Annotated in this window: 19 protein-coding genes; 11 read left to right on the top strand and 8 right to left on the bottom strand. The window is 70.0% G+C overall.

Translation table 11 applies throughout. The features are described from left to right. Positions 1–154 precede the first annotated feature (154 nt). Together ACFWHU_RS22250 and ACFWHU_RS22245 are read left to right on the top strand one after the other, a co-directional pair. Positions 155–832 (top strand): response regulator transcription factor, encoded by a 678-nt coding sequence (locus tag ACFWHU_RS22250; protein WP_189109494.1) that lies wholly within the window; start codon positions 155–157, stop codon positions 830–832. Between the two features lie 85 nt (positions 833–917). Next, positions 918–2,183, top strand: a complete 1,266-nt coding sequence (locus ACFWHU_RS22245) for an ATP-binding protein (protein ID WP_385797137.1) — start codon at positions 918–920, stop codon at positions 2,181–2,183. Here the strand turns inward: ACFWHU_RS22245 and ACFWHU_RS22240 are convergent. Further along, a complete protein-coding gene (locus ACFWHU_RS22240; protein ID WP_387226600.1) occupies positions 2,176–2,685 on the bottom strand; it encodes a GtrA family protein in 510 nt (169 codons plus the stop codon). The genes ACFWHU_RS22245 and ACFWHU_RS22240 overlap by 8 nt on opposite strands. Before the next feature lie 179 nt (positions 2,686–2,864). Here ACFWHU_RS22240 and ACFWHU_RS22235 point away from each other — a divergent pair, with 179 nt between their 5' ends. The 4 genes from ACFWHU_RS22235 (at position 2,865) to ACFWHU_RS22220 (ending at position 7,081) form a co-directional block, all read left to right on the top strand. Continuing rightward, positions 2,865–3,983, top strand: a complete 1,119-nt coding sequence (locus tag ACFWHU_RS22235) for a 5-(carboxyamino)imidazole ribonucleotide synthase (RefSeq protein ID WP_385797348.1) — start codon at positions 2,865–2,867, stop codon at positions 3,981–3,983. Further along, on the top strand, positions 3,980–4,504 hold the full coding sequence (gene purE, locus ACFWHU_RS22230) for a 5-(carboxyamino)imidazole ribonucleotide mutase (protein WP_385797132.1): 525 nt from the start codon (positions 3,980–3,982) through the stop codon (positions 4,502–4,504). The genes ACFWHU_RS22235 and purE overlap by 4 nt, the downstream gene beginning before the upstream one ends. Positions 4,505–4,512: 8 nt before the next feature. After that, positions 4,513–5,706 carry a dipeptidase gene (locus tag ACFWHU_RS22225; RefSeq protein ID WP_385797129.1) on the top strand — a complete coding sequence of 398 codons (1,194 nt, stop codon included), beginning with the start codon at positions 4,513–4,515 and terminating at the stop codon, positions 5,704–5,706. A gap of 211 nt (positions 5,707–5,917) precedes the next feature. Continuing rightward, positions 5,918–7,081, top strand: coding sequence for a dipeptidase (locus ACFWHU_RS22220; protein WP_387226597.1), 1,164 nt, complete (start codon positions 5,918–5,920; stop codon positions 7,079–7,081). A 46-nt stretch (positions 7,082–7,127) separates the two neighbouring features. Here ACFWHU_RS22220 and ACFWHU_RS22215 read toward each other — a convergent pair whose 3' ends face one another. Then, complete coding sequence (locus ACFWHU_RS22215) at positions 7,128–8,474, bottom strand: UDP-glucose dehydrogenase family protein (RefSeq protein ID WP_387226595.1); 1,347 nt, start codon at positions 8,472–8,474, stop codon at positions 7,128–7,130. A gap of 226 nt (positions 8,475–8,700) precedes the next feature. Here ACFWHU_RS22215 and ACFWHU_RS22210 point away from each other — a divergent pair, with 226 nt between their 5' ends. Beyond that, on the top strand, positions 8,701–9,873 hold the full coding sequence (locus ACFWHU_RS22210; RefSeq protein ID WP_385797123.1) for an acyl-CoA dehydrogenase family protein: 1,173 nt from the start codon (positions 8,701–8,703) through the stop codon (positions 9,871–9,873). A 109-nt stretch (positions 9,874–9,982) separates the two neighbouring features. After that, positions 9,983–10,486: a DinB family protein gene (locus ACFWHU_RS22205; protein WP_385797121.1), complete on the top strand. Its 504-nt coding sequence runs from the start codon at positions 9,983–9,985 to the stop codon at positions 10,484–10,486. 12 nt (positions 10,487–10,498) lie between these two features. Here the strand turns inward: ACFWHU_RS22205 and ACFWHU_RS22200 are convergent, their stop codons facing one another. Further along, positions 10,499–11,779: an LCP family protein gene (locus tag ACFWHU_RS22200; protein WP_385797119.1), complete on the bottom strand. Its 1,281-nt coding sequence runs from the start codon at positions 11,777–11,779 to the stop codon at positions 10,499–10,501. A gap of 119 nt (positions 11,780–11,898) precedes the next feature. On the opposite strand from ACFWHU_RS22200, the gene ACFWHU_RS22195 reads away from it, so the two are divergent. After that, on the top strand, positions 11,899–12,447 hold the full coding sequence (locus ACFWHU_RS22195; RefSeq protein ID WP_356584539.1) for an acyl-CoA thioesterase: 549 nt from the start codon (positions 11,899–11,901) through the stop codon (positions 12,445–12,447). A 123-nt stretch (positions 12,448–12,570) separates the two neighbouring features. Here ACFWHU_RS22195 and ACFWHU_RS22190 read toward each other — a convergent pair whose 3' ends face one another. Next, the gene (locus ACFWHU_RS22190; protein WP_387226591.1) at positions 12,571–13,962 is read right to left on the bottom strand and encodes an LCP family protein; all 1,392 of its coding nucleotides are present in this window, start codon (positions 13,960–13,962) and stop codon (positions 12,571–12,573) included. Between the two features lie 328 nt (positions 13,963–14,290). Between ACFWHU_RS22190 and ACFWHU_RS22185 the strand changes: the two genes are divergently transcribed. Continuing rightward, positions 14,291–15,322 (top strand): glycosyltransferase family 2 protein, encoded by a 1,032-nt coding sequence (locus ACFWHU_RS22185; RefSeq protein ID WP_387226589.1) that lies wholly within the window; start codon positions 14,291–14,293, stop codon positions 15,320–15,322. A gap of 88 nt (positions 15,323–15,410) precedes the next feature. On the opposite strand, the gene ACFWHU_RS22180 is transcribed toward ACFWHU_RS22185, so the two are convergent. The 4 genes from ACFWHU_RS22180 to ACFWHU_RS22165 form a co-directional block, all read right to left on the bottom strand. Beyond that, the gene (locus ACFWHU_RS22180) at positions 15,411–17,165 is read right to left on the bottom strand and encodes an LCP family protein (protein ID WP_387226586.1); all 1,755 of its coding nucleotides are present in this window, start codon (positions 17,163–17,165) and stop codon (positions 15,411–15,413) included. 70 nt (positions 17,166–17,235) lie between these two features. Beyond that, on the bottom strand, positions 17,236–19,113 hold the full coding sequence (locus tag ACFWHU_RS22175) for an LCP family protein (RefSeq protein WP_385797110.1): 1,878 nt from the start codon (positions 19,111–19,113) through the stop codon (positions 17,236–17,238). 227 nt (positions 19,114–19,340) lie between these two features. Beyond that, complete coding sequence (locus ACFWHU_RS22170; protein WP_387226584.1) at positions 19,341–20,819, bottom strand: LCP family protein; 1,479 nt, start codon at positions 20,817–20,819, stop codon at positions 19,341–19,343. A gap of 139 nt (positions 20,820–20,958) precedes the next feature. Next, positions 20,959–21,735: a TIGR03089 family protein gene (locus ACFWHU_RS22165; protein WP_385797104.1), complete on the bottom strand. Its 777-nt coding sequence runs from the start codon at positions 21,733–21,735 to the stop codon at positions 20,959–20,961. 137 nt (positions 21,736–21,872) lie between these two features. On the opposite strand from ACFWHU_RS22165, the gene ACFWHU_RS22160 reads away from it, so the two are divergent. Beyond that, positions 21,873–23,273, top strand: a complete 1,401-nt coding sequence (locus ACFWHU_RS22160; protein WP_387226582.1) for a peptidoglycan recognition protein — start codon at positions 21,873–21,875, stop codon at positions 23,271–23,273. The last annotated feature ends 60 nt before the right edge of the window (positions 23,274–23,333 follow it).

The raw sequence follows: 23,333 nt of genomic DNA, 5'->3' as shown, positions 1-23,333 counted from the left end.
CAGAGAGGTATATGGAATGACTTGAGGGATGGATCACAGGTGCCCCACGGAACCACCAACCACTTTCGAAGGCAGCTGACCCAATCGCATACCGGAGCCACAGGCATCGGCGATCACTGCCCGGCCGCTCCTCCGCGCGGACTACCATCACCTCATGACCCGTGTACTGCTCGCCGAGGACGACGCGTCCATCTCTGAGCCGCTGGCCCGCGCCCTGCGCAGGGAGGGCTACGAGGTGGAGGTACGCGAAGACGGTCCCACCGCGCTCGAAGCCGGCCTCCAGGGCGGCGTGGACCTGGTCGTACTCGACCTCGGGCTGCCCGGCATGGACGGCCTCGAAGTGGCCCGGAGACTGCGCTCCGAGGGCCACTCCGTACCCCTGCTGGTGCTGACCGCCCGCGCCGACGAGGTGGACACCGTCGTCGGCCTCGACGCCGGCGCCGACGACTACGTGACCAAGCCGTTCCGGCTGGCCGAACTGCTCGCCCGGGTACGTGCCCTGCTGCGGCGCGGCGCGAGCGAACCGGCCGCCTCGCCCACCACGCACGGCGTCCGCATCGACGTCGAGTCCCACCGGGCCTGGATGGGCGAGGAGGAGCTCCAGCTCACCGCGAAGGAGTTCGACCTGCTGCGGGTCCTGGTCAGGGACGCGGGCCGGGTCGTCACCCGCGACCAGCTGATGCGCGAGGTCTGGGACACCACCTGGTGGTCGTCCACGAAGACCCTGGACATGCACATCTCCTGGCTCCGCAAGAAGCTGGGCGACGACGCGGCGAACCCGCGGTACATCGCGACGGTCCGGGGCGTCGGTTTCCGCTTCGAGAAGAGCTGAGCCGGGCCGGGCGGTCCGCTCCGCTCCGAGCCGGGCGATCCGGCGGGACCGGCCGGACCGGACCAGCCGAGCAGAGTAGGGCACAGTGCGCCGTCGTCTGATCAACTCCACGCTCGCCGTGGTGCTCGTCGTCATCGCCGTCTTCGGGGTCTCCCTCGTCATCGTCGAGACCCGCACCATCAGCACCAGCGCCCAGGAGAGCGTCGACCTGGAGGCGGTACGGCTGGTCAGCATCGTCGACAGCCGGCTGCTCGGCGGCGAACGCGTCACCGAGACGATCCTGCGGGAGCAGATCAACGGCGAGCGGTACGCCAAGGTCGAGATCCCGGGCCGCCCGACCGTCGAGATCGGCGTGCCCCCCGAGGGCGGCGTCATCCGGGGCAGCGCCGAGGGCGAGCAGGGCGAGACCGTCACGGTCGAGGAGTCCCGCGCGTCCGTCACCCGCGAACTCGGCCGCACCCTGCTGATCATCGGCGCGGTGGCGCTGCTCGCCGTCATCGCCGCCGTCCTGCTCGCCGTACGCCAGGCCAACAAGCTCGCGTCACCGCTCACCGACCTCGCCGAGACCGCCGAACGCCTCGGCTCCGGAGACCCGCGCCCCCGTCACAAGCGGTACGCCGTACCCGAACTGGACCGGGTCGCCGACGTGCTCGACGCCAGCGCGGAACGGATCGCGCGGATGCTCACCGCCGAGCGCCGGCTGGCCGCCGACGCGTCCCACCAGCTCCGTACGCCGCTCACCGCGCTCTCCATGCGCCTGGAGGAGATCTCCGCCACCGACGACCCGGACATCGTCAAGGAGGAGGCGACGATCGCGCTCACGCAGGTCGAGCGGCTGACCGACGTGGTGGAGCGGCTGCTCACCAACTCGCGTGACGCCCGGACCGGTTCGGCGATCGTCTTCGATCTCGACGACGTCGTGCAGCAGCAGATCGAGGAGTGGCGCCCCGCCTACCGCAGCGCGGGCCGCGCCATCGTCTGCTCAGGCACCCAGCACATGCGGGCCGTCGGCACCCCCGGAGCCGTCGCCCAGGTCCTCGCCGCGCTGATCGAGAACTCCCTGATGCACGGCGGCGGCACGGTCGCCCTGCGCAGCCGGATCACCGGCAACCAGGCCGTGATCGAGGTGACGGACGAGGGACCCGGCGTACCGGCGGACCTCGGGTCGCGGATCTTCGAGCGCGCGATCAGCGGGCACAACTCGACGGGCATCGGGCTCGCGGTCGCCCGCGACCTGGCGGAGGCGGACGGCGGACGGCTCGAACTGCTCCAGCAGCAGCCGCCGGTCTTCGCGCTGTTCCTGAGCCGTGAGGTACGGGTGCGCAACGAGCCGAAGAAGACCGTCAGATGACCCGGCCGGGCTGCGGCTCGCGCCGCCCGTCTCCTACGGTCGCCAGCTCCGGCTCCGGCTGAAGCCTGCGGAACACCCATGTGCGGTACGACCAGAAGCGGAACAGCGTCGCCACGCCGATACCGAGGAACTTGAACACGTTGCTCTGCAGCGGCCCGTCCCAGCCGAACCCGTACGTCGCCGTGTAGAGCACACCGTTCTCGATGACCAGCCCGACCGCGCTGAACAGCAGGAACAGCGTCAGCTCCTTCGTACGGCGGCTCTTGTCGCGGTCCCGGTAGGCGAAGTGGCGGAAGCCCACGTAGTTGCAGGCGATCGCCACGACGGTCGCCAGGATGCTGGCCCGGACCACCTGGAGCTCGGTCGTGTGCCGTACGAAGTTGAAGACCGCCAGGTTGACGAGCAGGCCCACCCCGCCGACCGCACCGAACTTGGCGATCTCACGGGTGAGCAGGGAAAGCCGCTCCCGCAGGGTCTGTCGCTGCGAAGGCGCGGGAGTCATGTGGCCGCTCAGCCCCGTCCGGTCGGTGTTCCGTCGTAGACGTCCAGGACGCCGACGACGCAGTCTCGTCGGCCGTATCCCCCGACGCCGCGACGCCACCGACCGACCCACTCTAACCACCGGACCGGCTCGGGTTGGGCGACGGATACCCTGGGTGTGTGACGTTTCCGGTAGTCGGCATGGTCGGCGGCGGTCAGCTCGCCCGTATGACCCACGAGGCGGGCATCCCCCTCGGCCTCAGATTCAAGCTCCTCAGCGAGACCCCTCAGGACTCCGCTGCGCAGGTGGTCAACGACGTGGTCGTCGGTGACCACCGCGATCTGGAGACGCTGCGCGCCTTCGCGCGCGGATGCGACGTGATCACCTTCGATCACGAGCACGTCCCGATCGAGCACCTGCGCGCCCTGGAGGCGGACGGCGTCCCCGTACGCCCCGGCCCTGACGCCCTCGTCCACGCGCAGGACAAGGGCGTGATGCGCGCACGGCTCACCGAGCTCGGCGTGCCCGCCCCGCGCCACCGCATCGTCACCGACGCCGCCGACGTCGCGGCCTTCGCCGCCGAGGTGGGCGGCTTCCCCGTCATCCTGAAAACGGTGCGCGGCGGTTACGACGGCAAGGGCGTGTGGTTCACCCGATCGGAGGACGACGCCGAGCAGCCCTTCCTTGCCGGAGTCCCCGTTCTGGCGGAGGAGAAGGTCGACTTCGTCCGGGAGCTGGCCGCCAACATCGTGCGCTCGCCGCACGGCCAGGCCGTCGCGTACCCCGTCGTGGAGTCGCGTCAGGTCGACGGTGTGTGCGACACCGTCATCGCGCCGGCGCCCGGTCTCTCCGAGGAACTGTCCGGCCAGGCGCAGCAGCTCGCGCTGCGGATCGCCGCCGAGCTGGGTGTCGTCGGTCATCTCGCCGTCGAGCTGTTCGAGACTGCCGACGGCCGGATCCTCGTCAACGAGCTGGCCATGCGCCCACACAACTCCGGCCACTGGACCCAGGACGGCGCGATCACCTCGCAGTTCGCCAACCACGTACGGGCCGTGCTCGACCTGCCGCTCGGCGATCCGCGTCCGCGCGCCCCGTGGACGGTCATGTGCAACGTGCTCGGCGGCGACTACCCCGACATGTACGCGGCGTATCTGCACTGCATGGCCCACGACCCGCAGCTCAAGATCCACATGTACGGCAAGGACGTGAAGCCCGGCCGCAAGGTGGGCCACGTCAACACCTACGGTGACGACCTGGCCGACGTGCTGGAGCGCGCCCGCCACGCCGCCGGATACCTCCGAGGAACGATCACCACATGAGCTCTCCCCTCATCGGCGTCGTCATGGGGTCGGACTCCGACTGGCCCGTCATGGAGGCCGCCGCCCAGGCGCTCGACGAGTTCGAGATCCCCTACGAGGTCGACGTCGTCTCCGCGCACCGGATGCCGCGCGAGATGATCGCGTACGGCGAGGAGGCCGCCGGACGCGGGCTCAAGGCGATCATCGCGGGCGCGGGCGGCGCTGCCCATCTGCCGGGCATGCTGGCCTCGGTCACGGCGCTGCCGGTCATCGGGGTCCCCGTACCGCTGAAGTACCTGGACGGCATGGACTCGCTGCTGTCGATCGTCCAGATGCCCGCCGGGGTGCCGGTCGCGACCGTCTCCGTAGGAGGAGCCCGTAACGCCGGTCTGCTGGCCGCGCGGATCCTCGCCGCCCACGACCCGGAGCTGCTGGCCCGTATGGAGGACTTCCAGCGACGGCTCGGCGAACAGGCCACGGACAAGGGCAAACGCCTGCGCGCGAAGGTCGCCGGTCACGACGCCTTCGGCTTCGGGAAGTGAGGGCCGCCATGGGCGCCGAGGACTATCTGGAGCAGGCACGCGAACTGCTCGAGGACTTCCCCGTGGTCGACGGGCACAACGACCTGCCGTGGGCGCTGCGCGAGCAGGTCCGCTACGACCTCGACCGCCGCGACATCGCCGACGACCAGTCGGCGCATCTGCACACCGACATCCCCCGGCTGCGGGCGGGCGGCGTCGGGGCGCAGTTCTGGTCCGTGTACGTACGCTCCGACATGGCCGGCGACACGGCGGTCAGCGCGACCCTGGAGCAGATCGACGTCGTCGGGCGCATGATCGCCCGCTACCCCGACGACCTCGCCGCCGCCCGCACCGCCGACGACATGGAGAACGCCCGCCGCACCGGCCGGATCGCCTCCCTGATGGGCGCCGAGGGCGGCCACTCCATCAACAACTCCCTCGCCACACTGCGCGCCCTGCACACCCTCGGCGTGCGCTACATGACGCTCACGCACAACGACAACCTCCCGTGGGCGGACTCGGCGACCGACGAGCCGGGCGTGGGCGGCCTGTCGCCCTTCGGTCACGAGGTCGTACGCGAGATGAACCGCACCGGCATGCTGGTCGACCTCTCGCACGTGGCCGCCACGACGATGCGCGACGCGCTCGCCACGAGCACCGCGCCCGTCCTGTTCTCGCACTCCTCCTCGCGGGCCGTCTGCGACCACCCGCGCAACGTCCCCGACGACGTACTGGCGCTGCTGGCGGCCAACGGCGGCGTGGCGATGGCCACCTTCGTACCGAAGTTCATCCTTCCCGAGGCGATCGCCTGGACGAAGGCCGCCGACGACAACATGCGCGCGCACGGCGCGCACCCGCTGGACACCACCGAGGCCGGGATGAAGATCCACCGGGCATACGAGGAGGAGCACCCGCGCCCGACGGCCACGGCGGCGACGGTCGCCGACCACCTGGACCACATGCGCGAGGTCGCGGGCATCGACCACATCGGCATCGGCGGCGACTTCGACGGCACGGCGTTCACACCGGAGGGTCTTCGGGACGTCGCGGGCTACCCGAACCTCGTAGCCGAACTCTTCGCGCGCCGCTGGTCCCCCGAGGACCTGTCGAAGCTGACCTGGCACAACGCCGTACGGGTGCTGCGCGCGGCGGAGGACGTGGCCCGCGGGCTGCAATCGGAGCGGGGCCCGTCGACGGCGACGATCGAGGAACTGGACGGCTGAGAGGCCGACCGGTTCGCCCCTGATCGGCGGACGGGCCGCACACGCGGCCCGTCCGGCGGTCGGGGACAGGCACCGCCCACGGGCGGCGAGACCCGGTCGGTTGTCCCCGGGGCCGGCACGGGCGTACCCCCGAACGCTCCGTCCGCCGCGACCCTTCCCGCACCCCGTGGCACGGTGGCCGTACTGCCTTCGCACCCCACGGAGCCTCGTCATGGCAGATCTACGGGACGACCCCCACGGCACGGACTCGACAAGCTCGGTCGGCGACCTCGACGCGCCGCCACAGCCACCCGCCGCGGAGGCGACGGCCACGGCCACCGCCCCCATGTCGTCCGCCGAGCGCGCCGACGCGCTGCTGGCCTCGCACCCCGTCATCGACGGCCACAACAGCCTCGCCCCCACCCTGCTGCGCCGCCGCGCCGCCGGGCACAGCCATGACCTCGAACAGGGCGAGAACTTCCTGGACACCGACATGCCGCGGATCCGGGCGGGCGCGCTCGGCGCGCAGTTCTGGTCCCTCCAGGTGGCCGGCGACACGGACGACGAGGGCCGGGCCGTCAGCACCACGCTGGAACTGATCGATCTCGTAAGGGACTTGATCGCGTCCTGCCCGGACAGCCTGCGCCTCGCGCTCGGCGCCGGGGACCTGGCCGACGCCCGCCACTGCGGACGCGTCGCCTCGTTCCTCGGCCCCGTCTCCGGCCGGGCGATCGGCGACTCGCTGGCCACGCTCCGCGCGTTCCACTTCCTCGGTGTGCGGGTCCTCGCCCTCGCGGGCGCGCGCTGGGCGGACAAGGGGCTCACCCGCTTCGGCCAGGAGGCCGTCCGGGAGATGAACCGACTCGGCGTCGTGGCCGACCTGTCCGGCGCGTCCGACGAGACGGCCCGCGACACCCTCGCCGTCACCAGGGCCCCGGCGATGTTCTCCCACTCCGCCGCCGGCGCCCTCACCGCGGACCCCGGCAACGCCCCGGACGAGATCCTGGCGCTGCTCGGCGCCAACGGCGGTGTCTGCATGGTGAGTTTCGCGCCCGCCCTGACCTCCCGCGACGGTCGCGCCCCCGACGTCTGTGCCGTCGCCGACCATGTCGAGCGGGTACGGGACCTGGCGGGCCCGGCGTGCGTCGGTCTCTCGGGGACGTACGGCCGCGAGGTGGACGCGCCCCGTACCGCCGGCCTCGAAGACACCTCGTGCTACCCGCGCCTGATCGCCGAACTGCTCGACCGAGGCTGGGACGACACCGCGATCACCGATCTCACCTGGGGCAACGCGGCCCGTGTGCTGCGCGACACCGAGTTCCTGGCGCGCGCCGCCCAGGGGCGCCGTTCCGCCTCGACGGCGACGATCGCGGAACTGGACGACTCCCGCCGGTAGTTGAGAGCCGGGGCCGGTACCCCCGGGGCCTCCCCGCCGGGCCCGGTCAGGCCCTCGGCCGCCCCATCGCCCGGTACGTCCAGCCCGCCCCGCGCCACACCGCCGGGTCCAGCGCGTTGCGCCCGTCGAGGATCAGCCGCCGTGTCACGGCCTCGCCGAGCTCCGCGGGGTCCAGCTCGCGGAACTCGCGCCACTCGGTCAGGTGCAGCACGACATCGGCGCCGCGCACGGCCTCCAGCGCGGACTCCGCGTATCCGAGCGTCGGGAAGATCCCGCGCGCGTTGTCCATGCCCTTGGGGTCGTACACGGTCACCTGACCGCCCTGGAGGTGGATCTGGCCCGCGACGTTCAGCGCGGGGGAGTCCCGTACGTCGTCCGAGTCCGGCTTGAACGTCGCGCCGAGGACCGCGACCCGCTTGCCGAGGAACGAGGAGTCGCCGCCGACCGCCTCGCGCGCCAGCTCCACCATGTGGCCCCGGCGCCGCATGTTGATCGAGTCGACCTCGCGCAGGAACGTCAGCGCCTGGTCCGCGCCCAGCTCACCCGCCCGCGCCATGAACGCCCGGATGTCCTTGGGCAGACAGCCGCCGCCGAAGCCGATCCCGGCCCGCAGGAACTTCTTCCCGATGCGCTCGTCGTAGCCGATGGCCTCCGCGAGCTTCACGACGTCGCCGCCGGCCGCCTCGCAGACCTCGGCCATCGCGTTGATGAAGGAGATCTTCGTGGCGAGGAAGGAGTTCGCCGCGGTCTTCACCAGCTCGGAGGTCGGGAAGTCCGTCACGACGAACGGCGATCCCTCCCCGATCGGTGTCGCGTACACCTCGCGCAGCAGCTTCTCCGCGTGGTCGCTCGCCGTGCCGACCACGATCCGGTCCGGGTGGAGCGTGTCCTGTACGGCGAAGCCCTCCCGCAGGAACTCCGGATTCCACGCCAGCTCGACGTCGACGCCCGCCGGCGCCAGCTCGGTGAGCCGCCGCGCGAGGCGCTCCGCGCTGCCGACCGGCACGGTCGACTTGCCGACCACCAGCGCCGAGCGGCCCAGCCGCGGGGCCAGCGAATCGAAGGCGCTCTCCACATAGCTCATGTCGCACGCGTACTCGCCGTGCTTCTGCGGGGTGTTCACACAGACGAAGTGGATGTCGCCGAAGGCGCCGACCTCCTCCCAGGAGGAGGTGAAGCGCAGCCGGCCGGTCGACCCCTCGAAGCCGGCGACGTGCTTGCGCAGCAGGTCTTCCAGGCCGGGCTCGTACATCGGCGCCTTGGCCGCCGTCAGCATCTCGATCTTCTCGGGGACGACATCGAGCCCGAGCACGTCGAAGCCCAGCTCCGCCATGGCCGCGGCGTGGGTGGCGCCGAGGTAGCCGGTACCGATCACAGTGATCTTGAGGGCCATGGGTGCTCCAGGGAGTGCGGTCGGGATGCGTCGCACCCGGTGCGATCGCGGCTGCGATCGCACCGCGAGTGCGGTGCCCGAGCATAGCCGCGCCGTCCGGACCCCTTTTCGGGCGCCTCGGGGCAAGGTGCGGGAGCTGTCGGGAAACTCACGTACGCCACCGCGCTCCTGGCCCCTAAAATTGGGGTTACTTAACGGTAGTTAGCATTCAGGGGAGTGGAAGACCGTGGCCGGATCAGCTGATTTCGACCTGTACCGACCGTCCGAGGAGCACGACATGCTCCGTGACGCCGTGCGCGCGCTCTCCGAGGCGAAGATCGCGCCGTTCGCCGCCGCGGTGGACGAGGAGGCCCGCTTCCCGCAGGAGGCGCTCGACGCGCTGGTCGCCGCCGATCTGCACGCCGTCCACGTCCCCGAGGAGTACGGCGGCGCCGGTGCCGACGCACTGGCCACCGTGATCGTCATCGAGGAGGTCGCCCGCGTCTGCGCGTCGTCCTCGCTGATCCCGGCCGTGAACAAGCTCGGCTCGCTGCCCGTCATACTCGCCGGCGGCGAGGACCTGAAGAAGAAGTACCTCGGCCCGCTGGCCAAGGGCGACGGGATGTTCTCCTACTGCCTCTCCGAGCCGGACGCGGGCTCGGACGCCGGCGGCATGAAGACCAAGGCCGTACGGGACGGCGACGGTTACGTACTGAACGGCGTGAAGCGCTGGATCACCAACGCCGGCGTCTCCGAGTACTACACGGTGATGGCCGTCACCGACCCCGACCTCCGTACGAAGGGCATCTCGGCGTTCGTCGTCGAGAAGGGCGACGAGGGAGTCTCCTTCGGCGCCCCCGAGAAGAAGCTCGGCATCAAGGGCTCACCGACCCGCGAGGTCTACCTCGACAACGTCCGCATCCCCGCCGACCGGCTCATCGGCGCCGAGGGCACCGGCTTCGCGACGGCCATGAAGACCCTGGACCACACCCGCATCACGATCGCGGCCCAGGCGCTCGGCATCGCCCAGGGCGCGCTCGACTACGCGACGGGCTACGTCCGGGAGCGCAAGCAGTTCGGCAAGCCGATCGGCGACTTCCAGGGCGTCCAGTTCATGCTCGCCGACATGGCGATGAAGCTGGAGGCGGCCCGCCAGCTCACCTACTCCGCGGCGGCCCGCTCGCAGCGCATCTCCGACGGCGGCGACAAGGAACACCTGACCTTCTTCGGTGCCGCGGCCAAGTGCTTCGCCTCCGACGTGGCGATGGAGGTCACGACGGACGCGGTCCAGCTCCTCGGCGGCTACGGCTACACGCGCGACTACCCGGTGGAACGGATGATGCGCGACGCCAAGATCACCCAGATCTACGAGGGCACGAACCAGATCCAGCGCATCGTGATGGCGCGCAACCTGCCGTAACGCGGAACCGAACGAACCGATCCGGACCGCCTCGACCCGCCCCCCGGCGGGCCGGGGCGCCTGTGGAAAAGCCGGGGACGCGGTCGGCGCCCCCTGCTACGTTCCCCGCATGATCAGATCCGTGCCGTACACCGGCAGCGAGAAGGACAGCCTGTACGTCGCCCTCGACCGGCACCGCGATGTGGTCCTGTGGAAGCTCGAAGGGCTCGACGACGAGGCGCTGCGGCGTCCCGTGACCCCCTCGGGCACCAATCTGCTCTCGCTCGTGAAGCATCTGGCGACCGTCGAGTACGGCTGGTTCTGCGAGACGTTCGGGCGGGAGACCGAGCCGTTCTGGTTCGACACCGAGACCGAGGACATGACCGTCGCGCCGGACGAGTCCACGGCCGACATCCTGGCCTTCTACGCCCGCGCCCGCGCCGCCGCGGACCTGGCGATCCGGGAGACCGGCCTGGAGGAGACCGGTACGTCCTGGAGCGGCAGGACGGTGACGATGCGCTGGGTCCTGATCCACATGATCGAGGAGACGGCGCGGCACGCCGGCCACATGGACATCCTGCGGGAGCTGATCGACGGGGCGACGGGCGATCACCAGGAGATTCCCGAGGGGTGACCGCCCGCCGGCTCAGTCCGAGGTGACAGTGACCTTCTCGTCGTTGTTCAGCTGGTCCACGAGCTGCTTGACCTTGGCCTTGTCCCAGACCAGGTTCCCGCCCTTGCTGCCCGAGATCGGGATGTTCATCGACGTGCCGTCGCCGCCCGTGACGCCCTTCATCGCGAAGAACATCTGGCTCAGCGACCAGAGGGACATGTCCTTGTCGACTATCAGGGTGTCCAGGCCCGCGCCCAGCGTCGGGTAGAGCTTGAACGGGTTGAGGATCGTGCCCGGCGTGGCCGTCTGGGAGGCCAGGGCCGCCAGGAACTTCTGCTGGTTCTTCGTGCGGTCCAGGTCACTGCCCGCGAACGCGTACCGGGTACGGACGTACGCCAGGGACTGCTCGCCGTCCAGCGTCTGCTTGCCCTTCTGGAAGTCGGCACCCGACTTCTTGTCCTTGAACGCCTTCGGGATGTCCAGCTCCACACCGCCGATCGCGTCCACGATGTTGGCGAAGCCCGCGAAGCCGATCTCGACGTAGTGGTCGATGTGCAGACCGGTGTTGAACTCGACCGTACGGACGAGGAGTTCGGGCCCGTCCTCCGCGTACGCCGCGTTGAGCTTCGTCTCCCGGCCCTGGTTCGGGAACATCTTCCCGGACTCCGAGCCGCGGAACGACGGGATCACCACGTTCGAGTCGCGCGGCAGCGAGACCAGCGTCGGGCCGTTCGAGCCGTCGTGCAGGATCATCATCGAGTCCGTGCGCTTGCCTTCGGCGCTGCCCGTGTGGAGGTTCTTCTTCTCCTCGTCGGACATGCCCTCGCGGCTGTCGGAACCCACGATCAGATAGTTCGTGCCGTCGCCCGACTTCGGCCGCTCGATCACCTTCGAGAGGTCGACCTCGCGCTTGAGCTTGGAGTCGGCCCAGAAGTACGTGCCTATGGAGACCGTCAGCACAACGACGAGCACGGAAATCGCGGTGATCTTGATACGGCGCCGCCAGTCCGGTGCGTGGTCCGGGGGGTAGCCCCCGCCGTTGTTGTACGAGCCCTGCGGGGGCACCCGCGGCGGTCCGCCCTGACCCCGGTCGGCCGGGGAGCCGTAGACCTGTCCGGTGTTGTAGTCACTGTTGTACGGCGGCGGGTCGTAGCCCCCGTCGTACCCCTGCGACGGCTGCTGGGGGACGGCGCGCCGCTGCACGTGCGGCATGGCGCGCGCTCCCTCGGGCTGCGCGCCCGCGCTGCCGCGTCCGTAACGGTCGCCGCCACGGTCGGCACGGTCGCCGTTCCATCCATCAGGCCAATCGTTCATGCGGACCAGTGTGCGGCTCAGAGGTGTCGCGCATACAGGGGTGGAGGAAAATCACAGCCTCCCTGTTGCCAAGCTGATGCAATGCGAGCCGTGACGGACCCCCGCATAGGGTGGAGGGCATGACAGACCAGGCCGTCCGCCCCGAGACAGATATTCCGGGTAAGCCCACCTCAGCGTCCCGCACCACGCTCAGCCACATCATGAGCGGGAGCGACACCAACCTCCTCGGCACGGTGCACGGCGGCGTGATCATGAAGCTCGTCGACGACGCCGCGGGAGCGGTCGCGGGCCGGCACTCGGGAGGGCCCGCGGTCACCGCGTCCATGGACGAGATGGTCTTCCTGGAGCCGGTACGGGTCGGTGACCTGGTCCATGTGAAGGCCCAGGTCAACTGGACGGGCCGGTCCTCCATGGAGGTCGGCGTCCGCGTACTCGCCGAGCGCTGGAACGAGTCGACCCCCGCCCAGCAGGTCGGCAGCGCCTATCTCGTCTTCGCCGCCGTCGACGCGGACGGCAGGCCCCGCCCCGTACCGCCGGTGGTCCCCGAGACGGAGCGCGACAAGCGCCGCTACCAGGAGGCGCAGATCCGGCGCACGCACCGGCTGGCCCGGCGCCGGGCGATCAAGGAACTGCGCGAGAAGCGGGCGGCGGACGGCATCGACGACTGACCGGGACCGGTCACACGCGGCCCGTCCGGCGGCCGGCCGTCCTCAACCGCCGGACGCGTCACGCGCCAGGGGGCAGGGCCGGCCCGGGAACCACGAGGACCGGTCAGGGAGCCGCGCGCCGTGTCACGGGCACACCACCTGGTCGCCGGTCACCGCCCCGAACTCGCCCTGAAGGGCGTTCTCCGCCCGTACCGGCCGCACCGTCTCGTAGTCCTTCCCCGCCATCACCCTCAGCGTCGCGCCCTGCCGGGGCACCGGCCGCAGCTCACAGCCCGGCAGGGCCGCCGCCAAGGACTTCGCCGAGCGGTCCCAGCGCGGGTCGAACAGCACCTGCGTACGCGTAGCCTCGGGTCCCGTGTGGTTCAGCGGGGCCCGCGTCGTGTCGAAGCCCGTCCCGCGCAGGGCGCCGTCGACGCGCTGGCCCAGACCGTCCTGCCGCGTCGCGTTGTAGACCTGCACCCTGATCTGCTGCGGTGACACCTCGACCATCGAGGCCGGCGGCTGCTTCGGCCCCTCCGGCCCGCGCGGTCCCTCGGGCGCCGACGGTGTGAGCGGCTTGTCCTCGCGCAGCGCCCGGAAGAGCTTCTTCGACTTCACCGGGTCCCACTTCAGCGTCGATCCGATGCCCTTGACCGGGTAGCCCCCGGTGGTGACCGGCACCGACGTGAACTCCGACGACGCCGGTGTGAAGTCGCGCATCGCCTTGCCGAGCGTGAGCATCTCCTCCGTACCGAAGCCCCTGTCCGCCCGCACCGATTCGAGCATGGTCGAGGTCACACCGCGCAACTTCACCGGGTTCAGCAGCACACCGCTGCTGGTGGCCTGCTTGACCAGCGCCGCCATGAAGCGCTGCTGGCGCTGCATCCGACCGAGGTCGGACGAGCCGTCGAGATGGCGGGACCGTACGTACTGGAGCGCCTGACCACCGTCGAGTTCGTGGGTCCCCGCCCTCAGATCGAGGCCGGTGTGCGAGTCCTTCAGCGGCTTGGCGGTGCAGATCTCCACCCCGCCGAGCGCGTCCACCGTCTTCATGAAGCTGGTGAAGTCGATCTCCAGATAATGGTTGATCTTCACGCCCGTCATGCTCTCGACGGTCCGGACCGTCAGATGCGGACCGCCCTCCGAGTACGCCGCGTTGAGCTTCACCGGATGCGGTCCGTGCTCGTCGCCGGTGGTCCCGTCGGTGTGCGACGGCAGCTCCGCGTAACTGTCGCGCGGCAGGCTCACGACACTCGCGCGCTCCCGGTCCTCCGAGATGTGGACGAGCATGATCGTGTCGGTGCAGCGGCAAGGAGCGCCACCGAGCCGGTACTTCTGCCGCTCCTCCTTGGTGATCTTGTCGCGGCCGTCGGTGCCGACGAGGAGGATGTTCATGCCGTGACCCGCGTCCGGGCGGTTCTTCATGTCCTTGAACGGGTCGACCCGGTCGATTCCCGTGTCGAGACTGGTCACCAGCGCGTGGCCGATGCCGCCGGCGCCGAGGACCAGCACGGAGAGAGTGGTCGCCATCCGCATCCCCCAGCGGGGCCGTCCGTCACGTCTGCCGCGCGCGTTCCGGGCGTTGCCTACGCTCCGCGCGTCCCGCACACCGGTCTGCGGCGGTCTCGGCCGACCGGCCGGCCGGGGCCGGGGGGAGCGGGGTGGTGTGGGCACGGGGGACACCTCCGCGGGCGACGGGGACGGCTGGACTACTGAGTGAGGGGGCGAAGGGGGACCAGGGGACGCAACGTAGGCCCATACGATCAGCAGCCTTGCGCTGAGCCCGCCCGACGCGCGTCGCAGTCCCCCATTCGCGGTAACGTGGCGTTCGGTGAACCCCTCTCCCTGACGCCCGAAGGATCACATGCCTGCCCAGCCCCCCGCCGTCTCCGTGATCATGCCGGTGCTCAACGAGGAACGGCATCTGAGGAACTCCGTCCAGCACATCCTGGAGCAGGAGTACGACGGCGAGATGGAAGTGGTCATCGCGCTCGGTCCGTCCACGGACCGCACCGACGAGATCGCGGCCGAACTCGTGCGCGAGACGGCGGACAGTGACCGCGCCCGCGTGCAGACCGTGCCCAACCCCACCGGCCGCACGCCGGCGGCGCTCAACGCGGCCATCAAGGCGTCCAAGCACCCCGTCGTCGTGCGCGTGGACGGCCACGGCATGCTCTCGCCGAACTACATCTCCACCGCCGTACGGCTCCTGGAGGAGACGGGCGCGCAGAACGTCGGCGGCATCATGCACGCCGAGGGCGAGAACGACTGGGAGCACGCCGTCGCCGCGGCGATGACCTCCAAGATCGGCGTCGGCAACGCGGCCTTCCACACGGGCGGCTCGGCGGGCCCCGCCGAGACCGTCTACCTCGGGGTCTTCCGGCGGGCCGCGCTGGAGCAACAGGGCGGCTACAACGAGGAGTTCATCCGCGCCCAGGACTGGGAACTGAACTTCCGGATCCGCGAGGCAGGCGGCCAGATCTGGTTCTCGCCCGAACTGCGCGTCCAGTACCGGCCGCGGCCGTCCGTCCGGGAGCTCGCCAAGCAGTACAAGAACTACGGCCGTTGGCGCCATGTCGTCGCCCGCTTCCACTCGGGCTCGATCAATCTGCGCTACCTCGCCCCGCCGGTCGCGGTCTGTGCCAACGTCCTGGGCGTCGTCGTCGGCCTCGCCTTCACGCCCTGGGCGCTCATCGTCCCCGGCGGCTATCTCGCCGCGATCGTCGCGGGCTCCATCCCGGCGGGCAAGGGCCTGCCCCTCAAGGCGCGGCTCCAGATCCCGCTCGCGCTCGCCACGATGCACATGTCGTGGGGAGCCGGCTTCCTGACCAGCCCGCGTTCGCTCGCCAAGAAGGTCATAGCGAGCCGCCGCCCGGCGGTCCAGCAGGGCGTCTGAGCAAGGCGGTCACGTACGCGAGGAGCCCCGAGGCGCATCGGCCTCGGGGCTCCTTCTCCATCTGCGGTCCGTACGGGTCCGGCCGGCTTCAGTAGGTGAAGCCGGGCTGGATCGCCATGCACTCGGTGTCGTCGGCGCCGTTGAGCGCCCGCGCCGTGTCCGGCGTCTTGCCCTCATCCTTCGCCGCCGACTTCGGGTACGTGTCACCCTTACGCCAGTCGGCGCCCACGACGAGCGTCACACCCGACACCTCGGTCGACTTCTTCGCCGAACTCACCGGAATGCCGAGGGACTTGGCGACCGCCTGCGCGTCGCCCTCCAAGTCCGCGCTCGGGAACAGGACCTCCGTACGCGCGGTCGCGTCGGGCGTCACGTCCGCCACGGCCTTCGTGTAGCCCTCGGCGTTGAGCAGCCCCGCGACCGCCGTGGCCCGCTGCGGCGTCGGCGCCAGCGTGTCGCTGCCCGTTCCGTTGCGTACGAGCACCCCGGTCTCGGCCGGAGCCGCCGCCGGGTCCTTGGACTCGGCCGGAGGCTTGCGCTTGGACGCCTTGCCGTCCAGCGGCACGTCGTCGCGGACCATGTCGAACAGCTGCTCGGCGTCGCCCGGCTTCGGGAACACCCGCCCGGCCTCGGTCCCCTCGCCGTACACGTTCGGCATCGTCGCCATCGTGATCCGGTTCGTGGGCACCTGCTTGAGCTCTTCCGCCAGGTCGTACAGCTTCTTGACGCCGCCCAGGTCCTTGTCGACGGTCAGCGCGTCGGTGGCCGCCTCGGCGAGGCTCATCAGCTTCCCGGGGTCGGTCAGCTTGGCGCCCTTGCGCAGCTCCCGGACCATCGAGTTCATGTACATGTGCTGGGCGTGGGTGCGGGCGAGGTCGCTGCCGTCCTCGAAGCCGTAACGCGTACGCAGCCACTGAAGCGCCTGCTCGCCCTGGATGACGTTTTCACCCGCCTTCAGCTTCAGCCCCGAGCCCTTGCCCTCGGCGTTGCGCGAGTGGACGTTCTCCTCGACGCAGACCGGTACGCCGCCTATGGCGTCCGCCATCGACACCACGCCCGCGAAGTCGATCATCATGAAGTGGTCGATGGTGATGCCGGTGAGCTCGTACCAGGTGGCCACCGTGCAGCCCGGACCCCCGCGTCCCAGACTCTCGTTGGTCTGTACGTTGCTCGTGCTCGCCGGGTAGACCTTGCCGGTTTCCGGGTCGGTGCACTTGGGCATCTTCAGCATCGTGTCGCGCGGCATGCTGACCACCGACATGTTGCTGCGATCGGCGGACACGTGGAGCAGCATCTGTACGTCGGCCAGGGGCAGGCCGCCGAAGGTCTCCTTGGCGCCGCCGAGCTTCTGGTTCGCCTCGGAGTCGCGGGCGTCGGAGCCGATGAGCAGGATGTTGAGCGGGGTCTGGCCCGCGGAGTTGGCCTTGTGGTCGGCCATCGGCTTGTCGCCGAGCGTCAGGTCTTCCTTTTTCAGCTTGCCGTCGAGATGGCGGTAGTAGAGGTATCCGGCGCCGGCCGTGCCGAGTATCAGCAGGGCGACGGCGGCGGATACCCAGCGCAGTATTCGGCGTTTGCCGCGCCGGTTGCGGGGACGCGCGCCGTTGCGGCGGGGGCCGCCCCGTCTCGCCCGGCCCGAGCCGTCACCGCTGCCGGCGGCGGCGTCGCCGGAGCCGTCGCCGGACCCCGCGCCGCCGTTCGCACCGCCGTCACCGGCGCCTGACGTGGCATCGGGCCCACCCGCGGCCCCGCCCGCACCGTCCTCGTACAGACTGTCGTCCCAGCCCAACTCACCGGCGTGCGGGACGCGTTGCCGTGTCTTCTGTCTGCGCGTGCTCTGTTCCACCCCGTGCCCCCTACCCCTGTCGCTCAAGCGCTCCGTGCGAGCCGGCGCTCCGGGCGTACCGGGGCCTGGCTCACTTGGCGCACACTTGCTTGTCGGCTTCCACCTTCTGCACGCCGTCCGGCGCCTTCGCCGGTCCGACGATGGGCACGCCCGCACCCTTGAAGTCCGCACCGAGCGTCAGGGTCATCGCCTGCAACCCCTCGGCGTCCTCCTTGCCCGGCTTCATCGCCCCGGCGGGCAGGCCCATCATGTCCGCGAGACGGCGGGCCTGGTCTGCCTGGTTCGGTGCGTACTCCAGCGACGTCTTGTCCAACTCCTCGGGCGCGTTGCCCTTGTTGGTGGACTTCGGTACGCCTTCCTCGTTCTGGAGCCAGGCGAGCGTCTCCTGGGCGGAACCCTGCGGCCCGCCGCCGTTGAACACATCGACCCTGACATCGGCGGGGGCTGCCTTGGTTCCCTTGAGGAGCGCCGCCTGCTTGCTCTTGGCGGCCTTCTCCTGCTTCTTCACCTCGGTGAGGGAGGTGTCGCTCTGCATCATGGCGAACAGCGGCTTCGCCTGCGCCTCGTTCACGACGACCGTCGCCTTCACGACCTCCGCCGGGTTGTCTATGACGGGGAGCGTGGTGAAGCTGATGTTCTTGGGATTGACCTTGGACAGCTCCGTACCGAGGTCGCGCAGCTTCTCGATGCTGCCGATCTGGGAGTCGACCGTGAGCGCGTCGGTCGCCGCCTTCGCCAGGTCCCACAGCTTCGAAGGGCTGGTCAGAGTCTCGCTGGACTTCATCTTGCGGATCATGGCGCTCAGGAACTGCTGCTGGGTCTGGATGCGGTCCAGGTCGCTCTCGTTGCCGAAGCTGTGGCGCGTACGTACGAAGGCGAGAGCCTGCTCGCCCTTGATGACGTGCTTGCCCTTGCTCAGCTTCAGATGAGAATCGGGGTCGTCGACGTCCTTGGCGACGCACACCTCGACACCGCCGACCGCGGTCGTCAGCGTCTTCACCGCGTTGAAGTCGGCCATCATGAAGTGGTCGACCGTCAGCCCGGTCAGCTCCTTGACCGTACGCATCGTGCAGCCCGGGTCCCGCTCGGACTGGCCGAGGCTGGTGTTGAAGCGGACCCCCTGCTCGCCCGGGATGATCTTCTCGCCGGATTCGGTATTCGTCTTGCAGTCCGGGATGTCGGTGATCAGGTCGCGGGGGATGGAGAGCGCGGTCGCGTTCGTCCGGTCCTTGGAGACATGGAAGAGGATCGTGGTGTCGGCGTGGCCGACGCTGTCCTTGTCGCCGTAGCCCTCGTTGCCGGACCCGGTGCGCTTGTCGGTACCGATCACCAGGATGTTGACGGCCTGGTCCTTCTTGAACCCTCCGCTGCCCGCTCCCTCGACATCGATCGTATTGATGTTGCCGTTGAGCTCCTGGTACGCGTAGTAGGCGGCGCCCGCCCCGCCGACGAGGATGAACGCCGTGATGCCGCCCGTCCAGCCGAGGATCTTCTTCTTGCGGGACTTGGGCGGCGCCTTGCGCTTGCGGCGGCCCGCGCCCGCGGCGCCCGCCGCGTCGGCGTTGTTCGCGCCGCGGCGCCCGCGCTGGGCGGGCACGTCCCGGCGGGACGTACCCGAAGTGCCGGTGGAACCGGAGGAGTTGCGGGCGCGCGGGATGCTCGCGCCCGCTTCGTCGGCCGTGCCGGCGGCGCCGGCGCCCGCGCCCGCTCCCGCGGCGCCGGGCGCTCTGCGGTCTCCGGCGGAACGCCCCTGCGGCGAACCGTCCGCGGGCGGCGCGTTTCTCGACCGGCGAGGAGCGTCGTGCCCGTTTCCCGCGTCACGGGAAGGGGCGGACGACTGCCCTTCGGAGTGGTTCAGTCGCAATTCGTAATTGCCGGTCTGCGGGTTGAGTACCCACTGGTCGGCGGGATCGATCCCGTCGCCTTGTCCACGGCCTTGCGCATCCACGGTTGCTTGAGTCCTCCGTCGGTGCCACGCGAAGCGCTTCATCCCCCAAAAGCGCTCGGTCTTTCGATCCGGCGGTGTGCGCGACCTCTGCGGTCCGATGTACCGGATCGCGTCACACTATCCGCCCAGTTCAGCGTCCAGCGACGTTGGTGACAAATTCGACTCCTCTTACAAGGGGGCAATCTGCCCAATCGTCATAGACTGCCGACTCCTACTTGGTATTGCTTTTACTCGCACAGCCCGGCGGCGGCATTTGTGCCCGGGAAAGACGGAGTCGGAGTGGCACTCGACGATCCCATGTCGTCCGGCTTTTCGTCCGTCTTCGTACTTTCTTCGTCACGTTGAGTGTCCCCTCCGTCGTTTTCGCTGTTCCGCTCCTGGCCCGCGGGGACGACCGAGACGGGCTCGTCCTTGCGCAGTTGCGTGAACAGCTCCCCCGCGGCGGGTTGCACCAGCTCGTCACGGTTCGGGTCATTGACATAAGGCTGTCGCGGTACGGTCAGGAATTGCACCTTTTCCGTCGGTACGTTCCGCAAACCGCGTGCCAGGTCGTACAGGTCCCTGAGCGTGTTCAGTCCGGGATCCGTCGTCAGCGACTTGGTCGCCGCGTCCAGCACCGGATACAGCCGGGTCGGATTGAGCAGAACGCCGTTGCTCTGCACCTTCTTGACGAGCGAACCGAGGAACTGCTGCTGGCGCTCCATGCGTTCGGTGTCGCTGCCGTCACCGATGGTCTTGCGGGCCCGTACGAATCCGAGGGCTTCCTCGCCGGTGAGGGTCTGCTTGCCCGCAGGCAGCTTCAAATGCGCGTCGCTGTCGTCGACGGGCTTCTTCAGACAGACGTCGACGCCGTTGACGGCGTCCACCATGTCCTTGAACCCGCTGAAGTCGACCACCATGTGATGGTCGACGCGGATACCGGTGAGCTTCTCGACCGTACGGACCGCACACGCCGTACCGCCGAACTGGAAGGCCCAGTTGAACTGCGCGGACTGCTTCCGCGAGCGCTTGTCGTCCGAGGTCTGGCAGCTCGGGATCTCGACCATCAGATCGCGCGGGATGGACACGGCGGTCGCGCTCTGCCGGTCGGCGGCGAGGTGCAGCAGGATCGTGGTGTCGGAGCGCTGCGAACCGCCGTCGTCGCGGCCGTACTTGCCGTTGCCTTCGCCGGAGCGGGTGTCGGAGCCGATGAGCAGGATGTTCTTCGCGTCGACGGCGATGGGCTTGGGGCGTTCCTTCTCGTACGTCCGCAGCTCGGCTTCGGCGGTGGTGTCGGTGGTGATGTTGCTGTCGAGCTTCTGGTAGAACCACCAGCCGACACCGGAGGCGGCGAGGACGACGACGGAGGTGCCGAGGGCGGTCCAGCGGAGCCAGTGGCGTTTACGCGGGGCGGCGGCGTCGGGATCTTCGGCGTCGGCGGCGGGAAGGGCGGCGGGGGCGTCCGGGACGTCCGGCGACTCGGCTTGCGCGACGGTCTGCGCGTCCGCCTTCTCGTCGGCCTTCTCGTCGGCCGTCGACTCGGCCTTGCCTTCGTCCGGTACGGCTTCGCCTTCGGCGGCTCTCTCGGCTCCGGCTTCCTTCGCTTCGGCTCCGTCCGCCGCGGTGTCGTCGCCGTCGGACCCGGGCGACGCGGTCGGCGGCTCGTCGTCGGCCCGGGGGTCCGGTTCGGGCGGCGTGCCAGCACTGTCGGTCACGGGCGAGTCCATCCTTCATGGCGTCGGCGGCGCACGGCTCCGCCGGTTTCAGGTGTAGACGGCTGAACCGCACGCTTGGTTGTGCACTGAACTGGATCTACCGACGATCATCTACCGGAGGCGGCGTTCCACGCCGGAACCCGTCGGGCCATCAGCTCACCGTGTCGCCGTCCGCCGTGCCGGTGACGCGCTCGCTCTCGATCCGCTTGGCCAGCCCCTCCGCCGACAACTGGTCCATGTTGCGGCACAGCACCACCGACGAGCCCGCGGCGAGCGGCGCGTACAGCCCGGCCGAGAGCCCGTCCCAGGAGTCGTACGGCCTGTCGGACAGTAGGCGCGCGCCGGGCGCCGTCAGACCGAGGGCCGTGGCGTCGGCGCGGGCCCGCCCGACGACCTGGGCCGCCGTCAGCTCCGTACCGCCGACGACGAGCGCGGGCGCGTCCGGGTCCACCGGAGCGAACGGGGCGAACCGGTCGCCCTGGCCGGGCACCTCGACCGCGTAGTCGGCGAACCCGTCGGGCGCCTGCGGGAAGCGGCCCCCGAGCGGACGCAGCGCGAGCGCCAGCCGCTCGCCACGGCAGGCGCGGGCGGCGGCGAGGTCCTCCGGGGCCGGACCGCTGACGACGACATCCGCGTCGGCCGGGTCGCCGCCGATCTCGACGCACACCCCGACCGAGGAACAGGCGAGCAGCCAGACGGCCGTCTGCCAGTGCGCGGGCAGCAGCAGCGCGAGCCGGTCGCCGGGCGCGGCGGCGAGGTCGCCCTGGAGGAGGTTCGCGGTCTTGGACACCCAATTGGCGAAGGTGGCCACGGACAATTCCACGCGTTCACCGGTGGCATCGTCGTAGAAGGTGACCAAGGGGCGGGCAGGATCCGTGGCGAGGGCGGATCGCAGCAGGTCGGCGGGGGTGTGGTCGCTGGCGTTCACGCGGGCAAGGGTACGCCGGGGCGGCCGGCGCGCACCGCCGTACCGGTGATGCCGTCCACCGGTTGGTCCGATGGCCCGTCAGTTTCCTTGGGTGCTCCCGGAAGGCGGCCCCGGCCGGCCGACCGCACGATCGGAACATGCGTGTATTCCTGTCATCCTCGATCGGCGTCGCGTGTGCCGCGGCTCTCGTACTCCCGCTCTCCATGCCCTCCGGGGCTGTGGCGGCTCCCCAGGACGCCCGGGCGGGCACATCCGTTCCGGGCTCCACCGAGTCGCTGCCACTCGTCCCGCTCGGGTCGGATCGGTCCTCCGGTGTCGCCACCGAGCAGGGGCTGCCCGAGCGGGACGTCCAACCCTTCTCGCTCGTCGGTGTCGTCTGGGACGACGCCGACGCCGAACTCCACGGCTCGGTCCAGGTCAGAAACCGGTCCGCCGAAACGGGCACCTGGTCCGGCTGGCAGAACCTGGAGACGCACAACGCCGAGCACGGCGCCGATCTCGGTACGTCGGAGCGCGACTCCGGCACCGTACGGGGATCGACGGCCCCCCTGTGGGTCGGGGCGTCGGACGGTGTCCAGGTGCGGGTCCGGGCGGACGACGACGACCCGGACGCGGACCCCGCCCACGCGTCGCTGCCCCGCGGGCTGAGCCTGGAACTCGTGGATCCGGGGGAGGCGCCGGAGCAACTGCCGGTGACGGGGACCGACGCCTCGCGCGGTCAGGCGGTCGCGACCGACCCGGACCTCACGGAGACCGACGACGACACCGATGACGGCGCCGTCACCGAAACCGACGACGACACCGCCACGGACACCGACGACGACACCGTCACCGAGACCGACGACGACACCGTCACCGAGACCGACGACGGCGCGGTCACGGAGACCGAGGACGGAACCGTCACGGACACCGGCGTCGCCGCCAAGCCGTACACCGCACCCCGCCCGAAGATCATCTCGCGCAAGGGATGGGGCGCCAACGAGAAGCTGCGTGAGAAGCAGTTCGGCTACACGAAGACGGTGAAGGCCGCCTTCGTCCACCACAGCGCGACCGGCAACAACTACACCTGCAAGCAGGCGCCCTCAGTCATTCGCGGTATCTACCGCTACCACGTGACGAGCAGCGGCTGGCGGGACATCGGCTACAACTTCGCCATCGACAAGTGCGGAAACATCTACGAGGGGCGCGCCGGAGGCGTGACGAAGCCGGTCATGGGCGCTCACACCCTCGGTTTCAACACGAACACCACTGGCATCGCCGTTCTCGGCTCGTACTCGAGCACCAACCCGCCCGCGGCCGTCACGAGGGCTGTCGCCAAGCTCAGCGCCTGGAAGCTCGGCCTGCACGGAATCAACCCGCGGGGCAAGGTGACACTGACGTCGGGCGGCAGCAACAAGTACAAGAAGGGCCGGAAGGTCAGCATGAACGCGGTGTCCGGTCATCGGGACGGGTTCGTGACGGACTGTCCGGGCAACAAGCTGTACAGCAAACTCGGCTCGGTCCGTGTGTCCGCCGCGAAGTACCAGGGACGCTCCTAGACTGGCCGGTCACCCCCCGGACGGGGGGACCGCCGGCCCCAGCAGGAAGCAGAGACGAAC

The organism is Streptomyces sp. NPDC060366, from assembly GCF_042725135.1.
Classification (GTDB): Bacteria; Actinomycetota; Actinomycetes; order Streptomycetales; family Streptomycetaceae; genus Streptomyces.
Note: the sequence above shows the minus strand (reverse complement) of the source record. Positions and strands in the feature narration are given on the sequence as shown.

Excerpts from the sequence above, each read along its gene's own strand:
- ACFWHU_RS22215 (WP_387226595.1), bottom strand. The coding sequence starts at position 8,474 with ATGGCCCTCAAGATCACTGTGATCGGTACCGGCTACCTCGGCGCCACC.
- ACFWHU_RS22250 (WP_189109494.1), top strand. The coding sequence starts at position 155 with ATGACCCGTGTACTGCTCGCCGAGGACGACGCGTCCATCTCTGAGCCG.
- ACFWHU_RS22240 (WP_387226600.1), bottom strand. The coding sequence starts at position 2,685 with ATGACTCCCGCGCCTTCGCAGCGACAGACCCTGCGGGAGCGGCTTTCC.
- ACFWHU_RS22170 (WP_387226584.1), bottom strand. The coding sequence starts at position 20,819 with ATGGACTCGCCCGTGACCGACAGTGCTGGCACGCCGCCCGAACCGGAC.
- ACFWHU_RS22190 (WP_387226591.1), bottom strand. The coding sequence starts at position 13,962 with ATGCGGATGGCGACCACTCTCTCCGTGCTGGTCCTCGGCGCCGGCGGC.
- ACFWHU_RS22220 (WP_387226597.1), top strand. The coding sequence starts at position 5,918 with ATGGCAGATCTACGGGACGACCCCCACGGCACGGACTCGACAAGCTCG.
- purE (WP_385797132.1), top strand. The coding sequence starts at position 3,980 with ATGAGCTCTCCCCTCATCGGCGTCGTCATGGGGTCGGACTCCGACTGG.
- ACFWHU_RS22235 (WP_385797348.1), top strand. The coding sequence starts at position 2,865 with ATGGTCGGCGGCGGTCAGCTCGCCCGTATGACCCACGAGGCGGGCATC.
- ACFWHU_RS22160 (WP_387226582.1), top strand. The coding sequence starts at position 21,873 with ATGCGTGTATTCCTGTCATCCTCGATCGGCGTCGCGTGTGCCGCGGCT.
- ACFWHU_RS22225 (WP_385797129.1), top strand. The coding sequence starts at position 4,513 with ATGGGCGCCGAGGACTATCTGGAGCAGGCACGCGAACTGCTCGAGGAC.
- ACFWHU_RS22205 (WP_385797121.1), top strand. The coding sequence starts at position 9,983 with ATGATCAGATCCGTGCCGTACACCGGCAGCGAGAAGGACAGCCTGTAC.
- ACFWHU_RS22185 (WP_387226589.1), top strand. The coding sequence starts at position 14,291 with ATGCCTGCCCAGCCCCCCGCCGTCTCCGTGATCATGCCGGTGCTCAAC.
- ACFWHU_RS22200 (WP_385797119.1), bottom strand. The coding sequence starts at position 11,779 with ATGAACGATTGGCCTGATGGATGGAACGGCGACCGTGCCGACCGTGGC.
- ACFWHU_RS22195 (WP_356584539.1), top strand. The coding sequence starts at position 11,899 with ATGACAGACCAGGCCGTCCGCCCCGAGACAGATATTCCGGGTAAGCCC.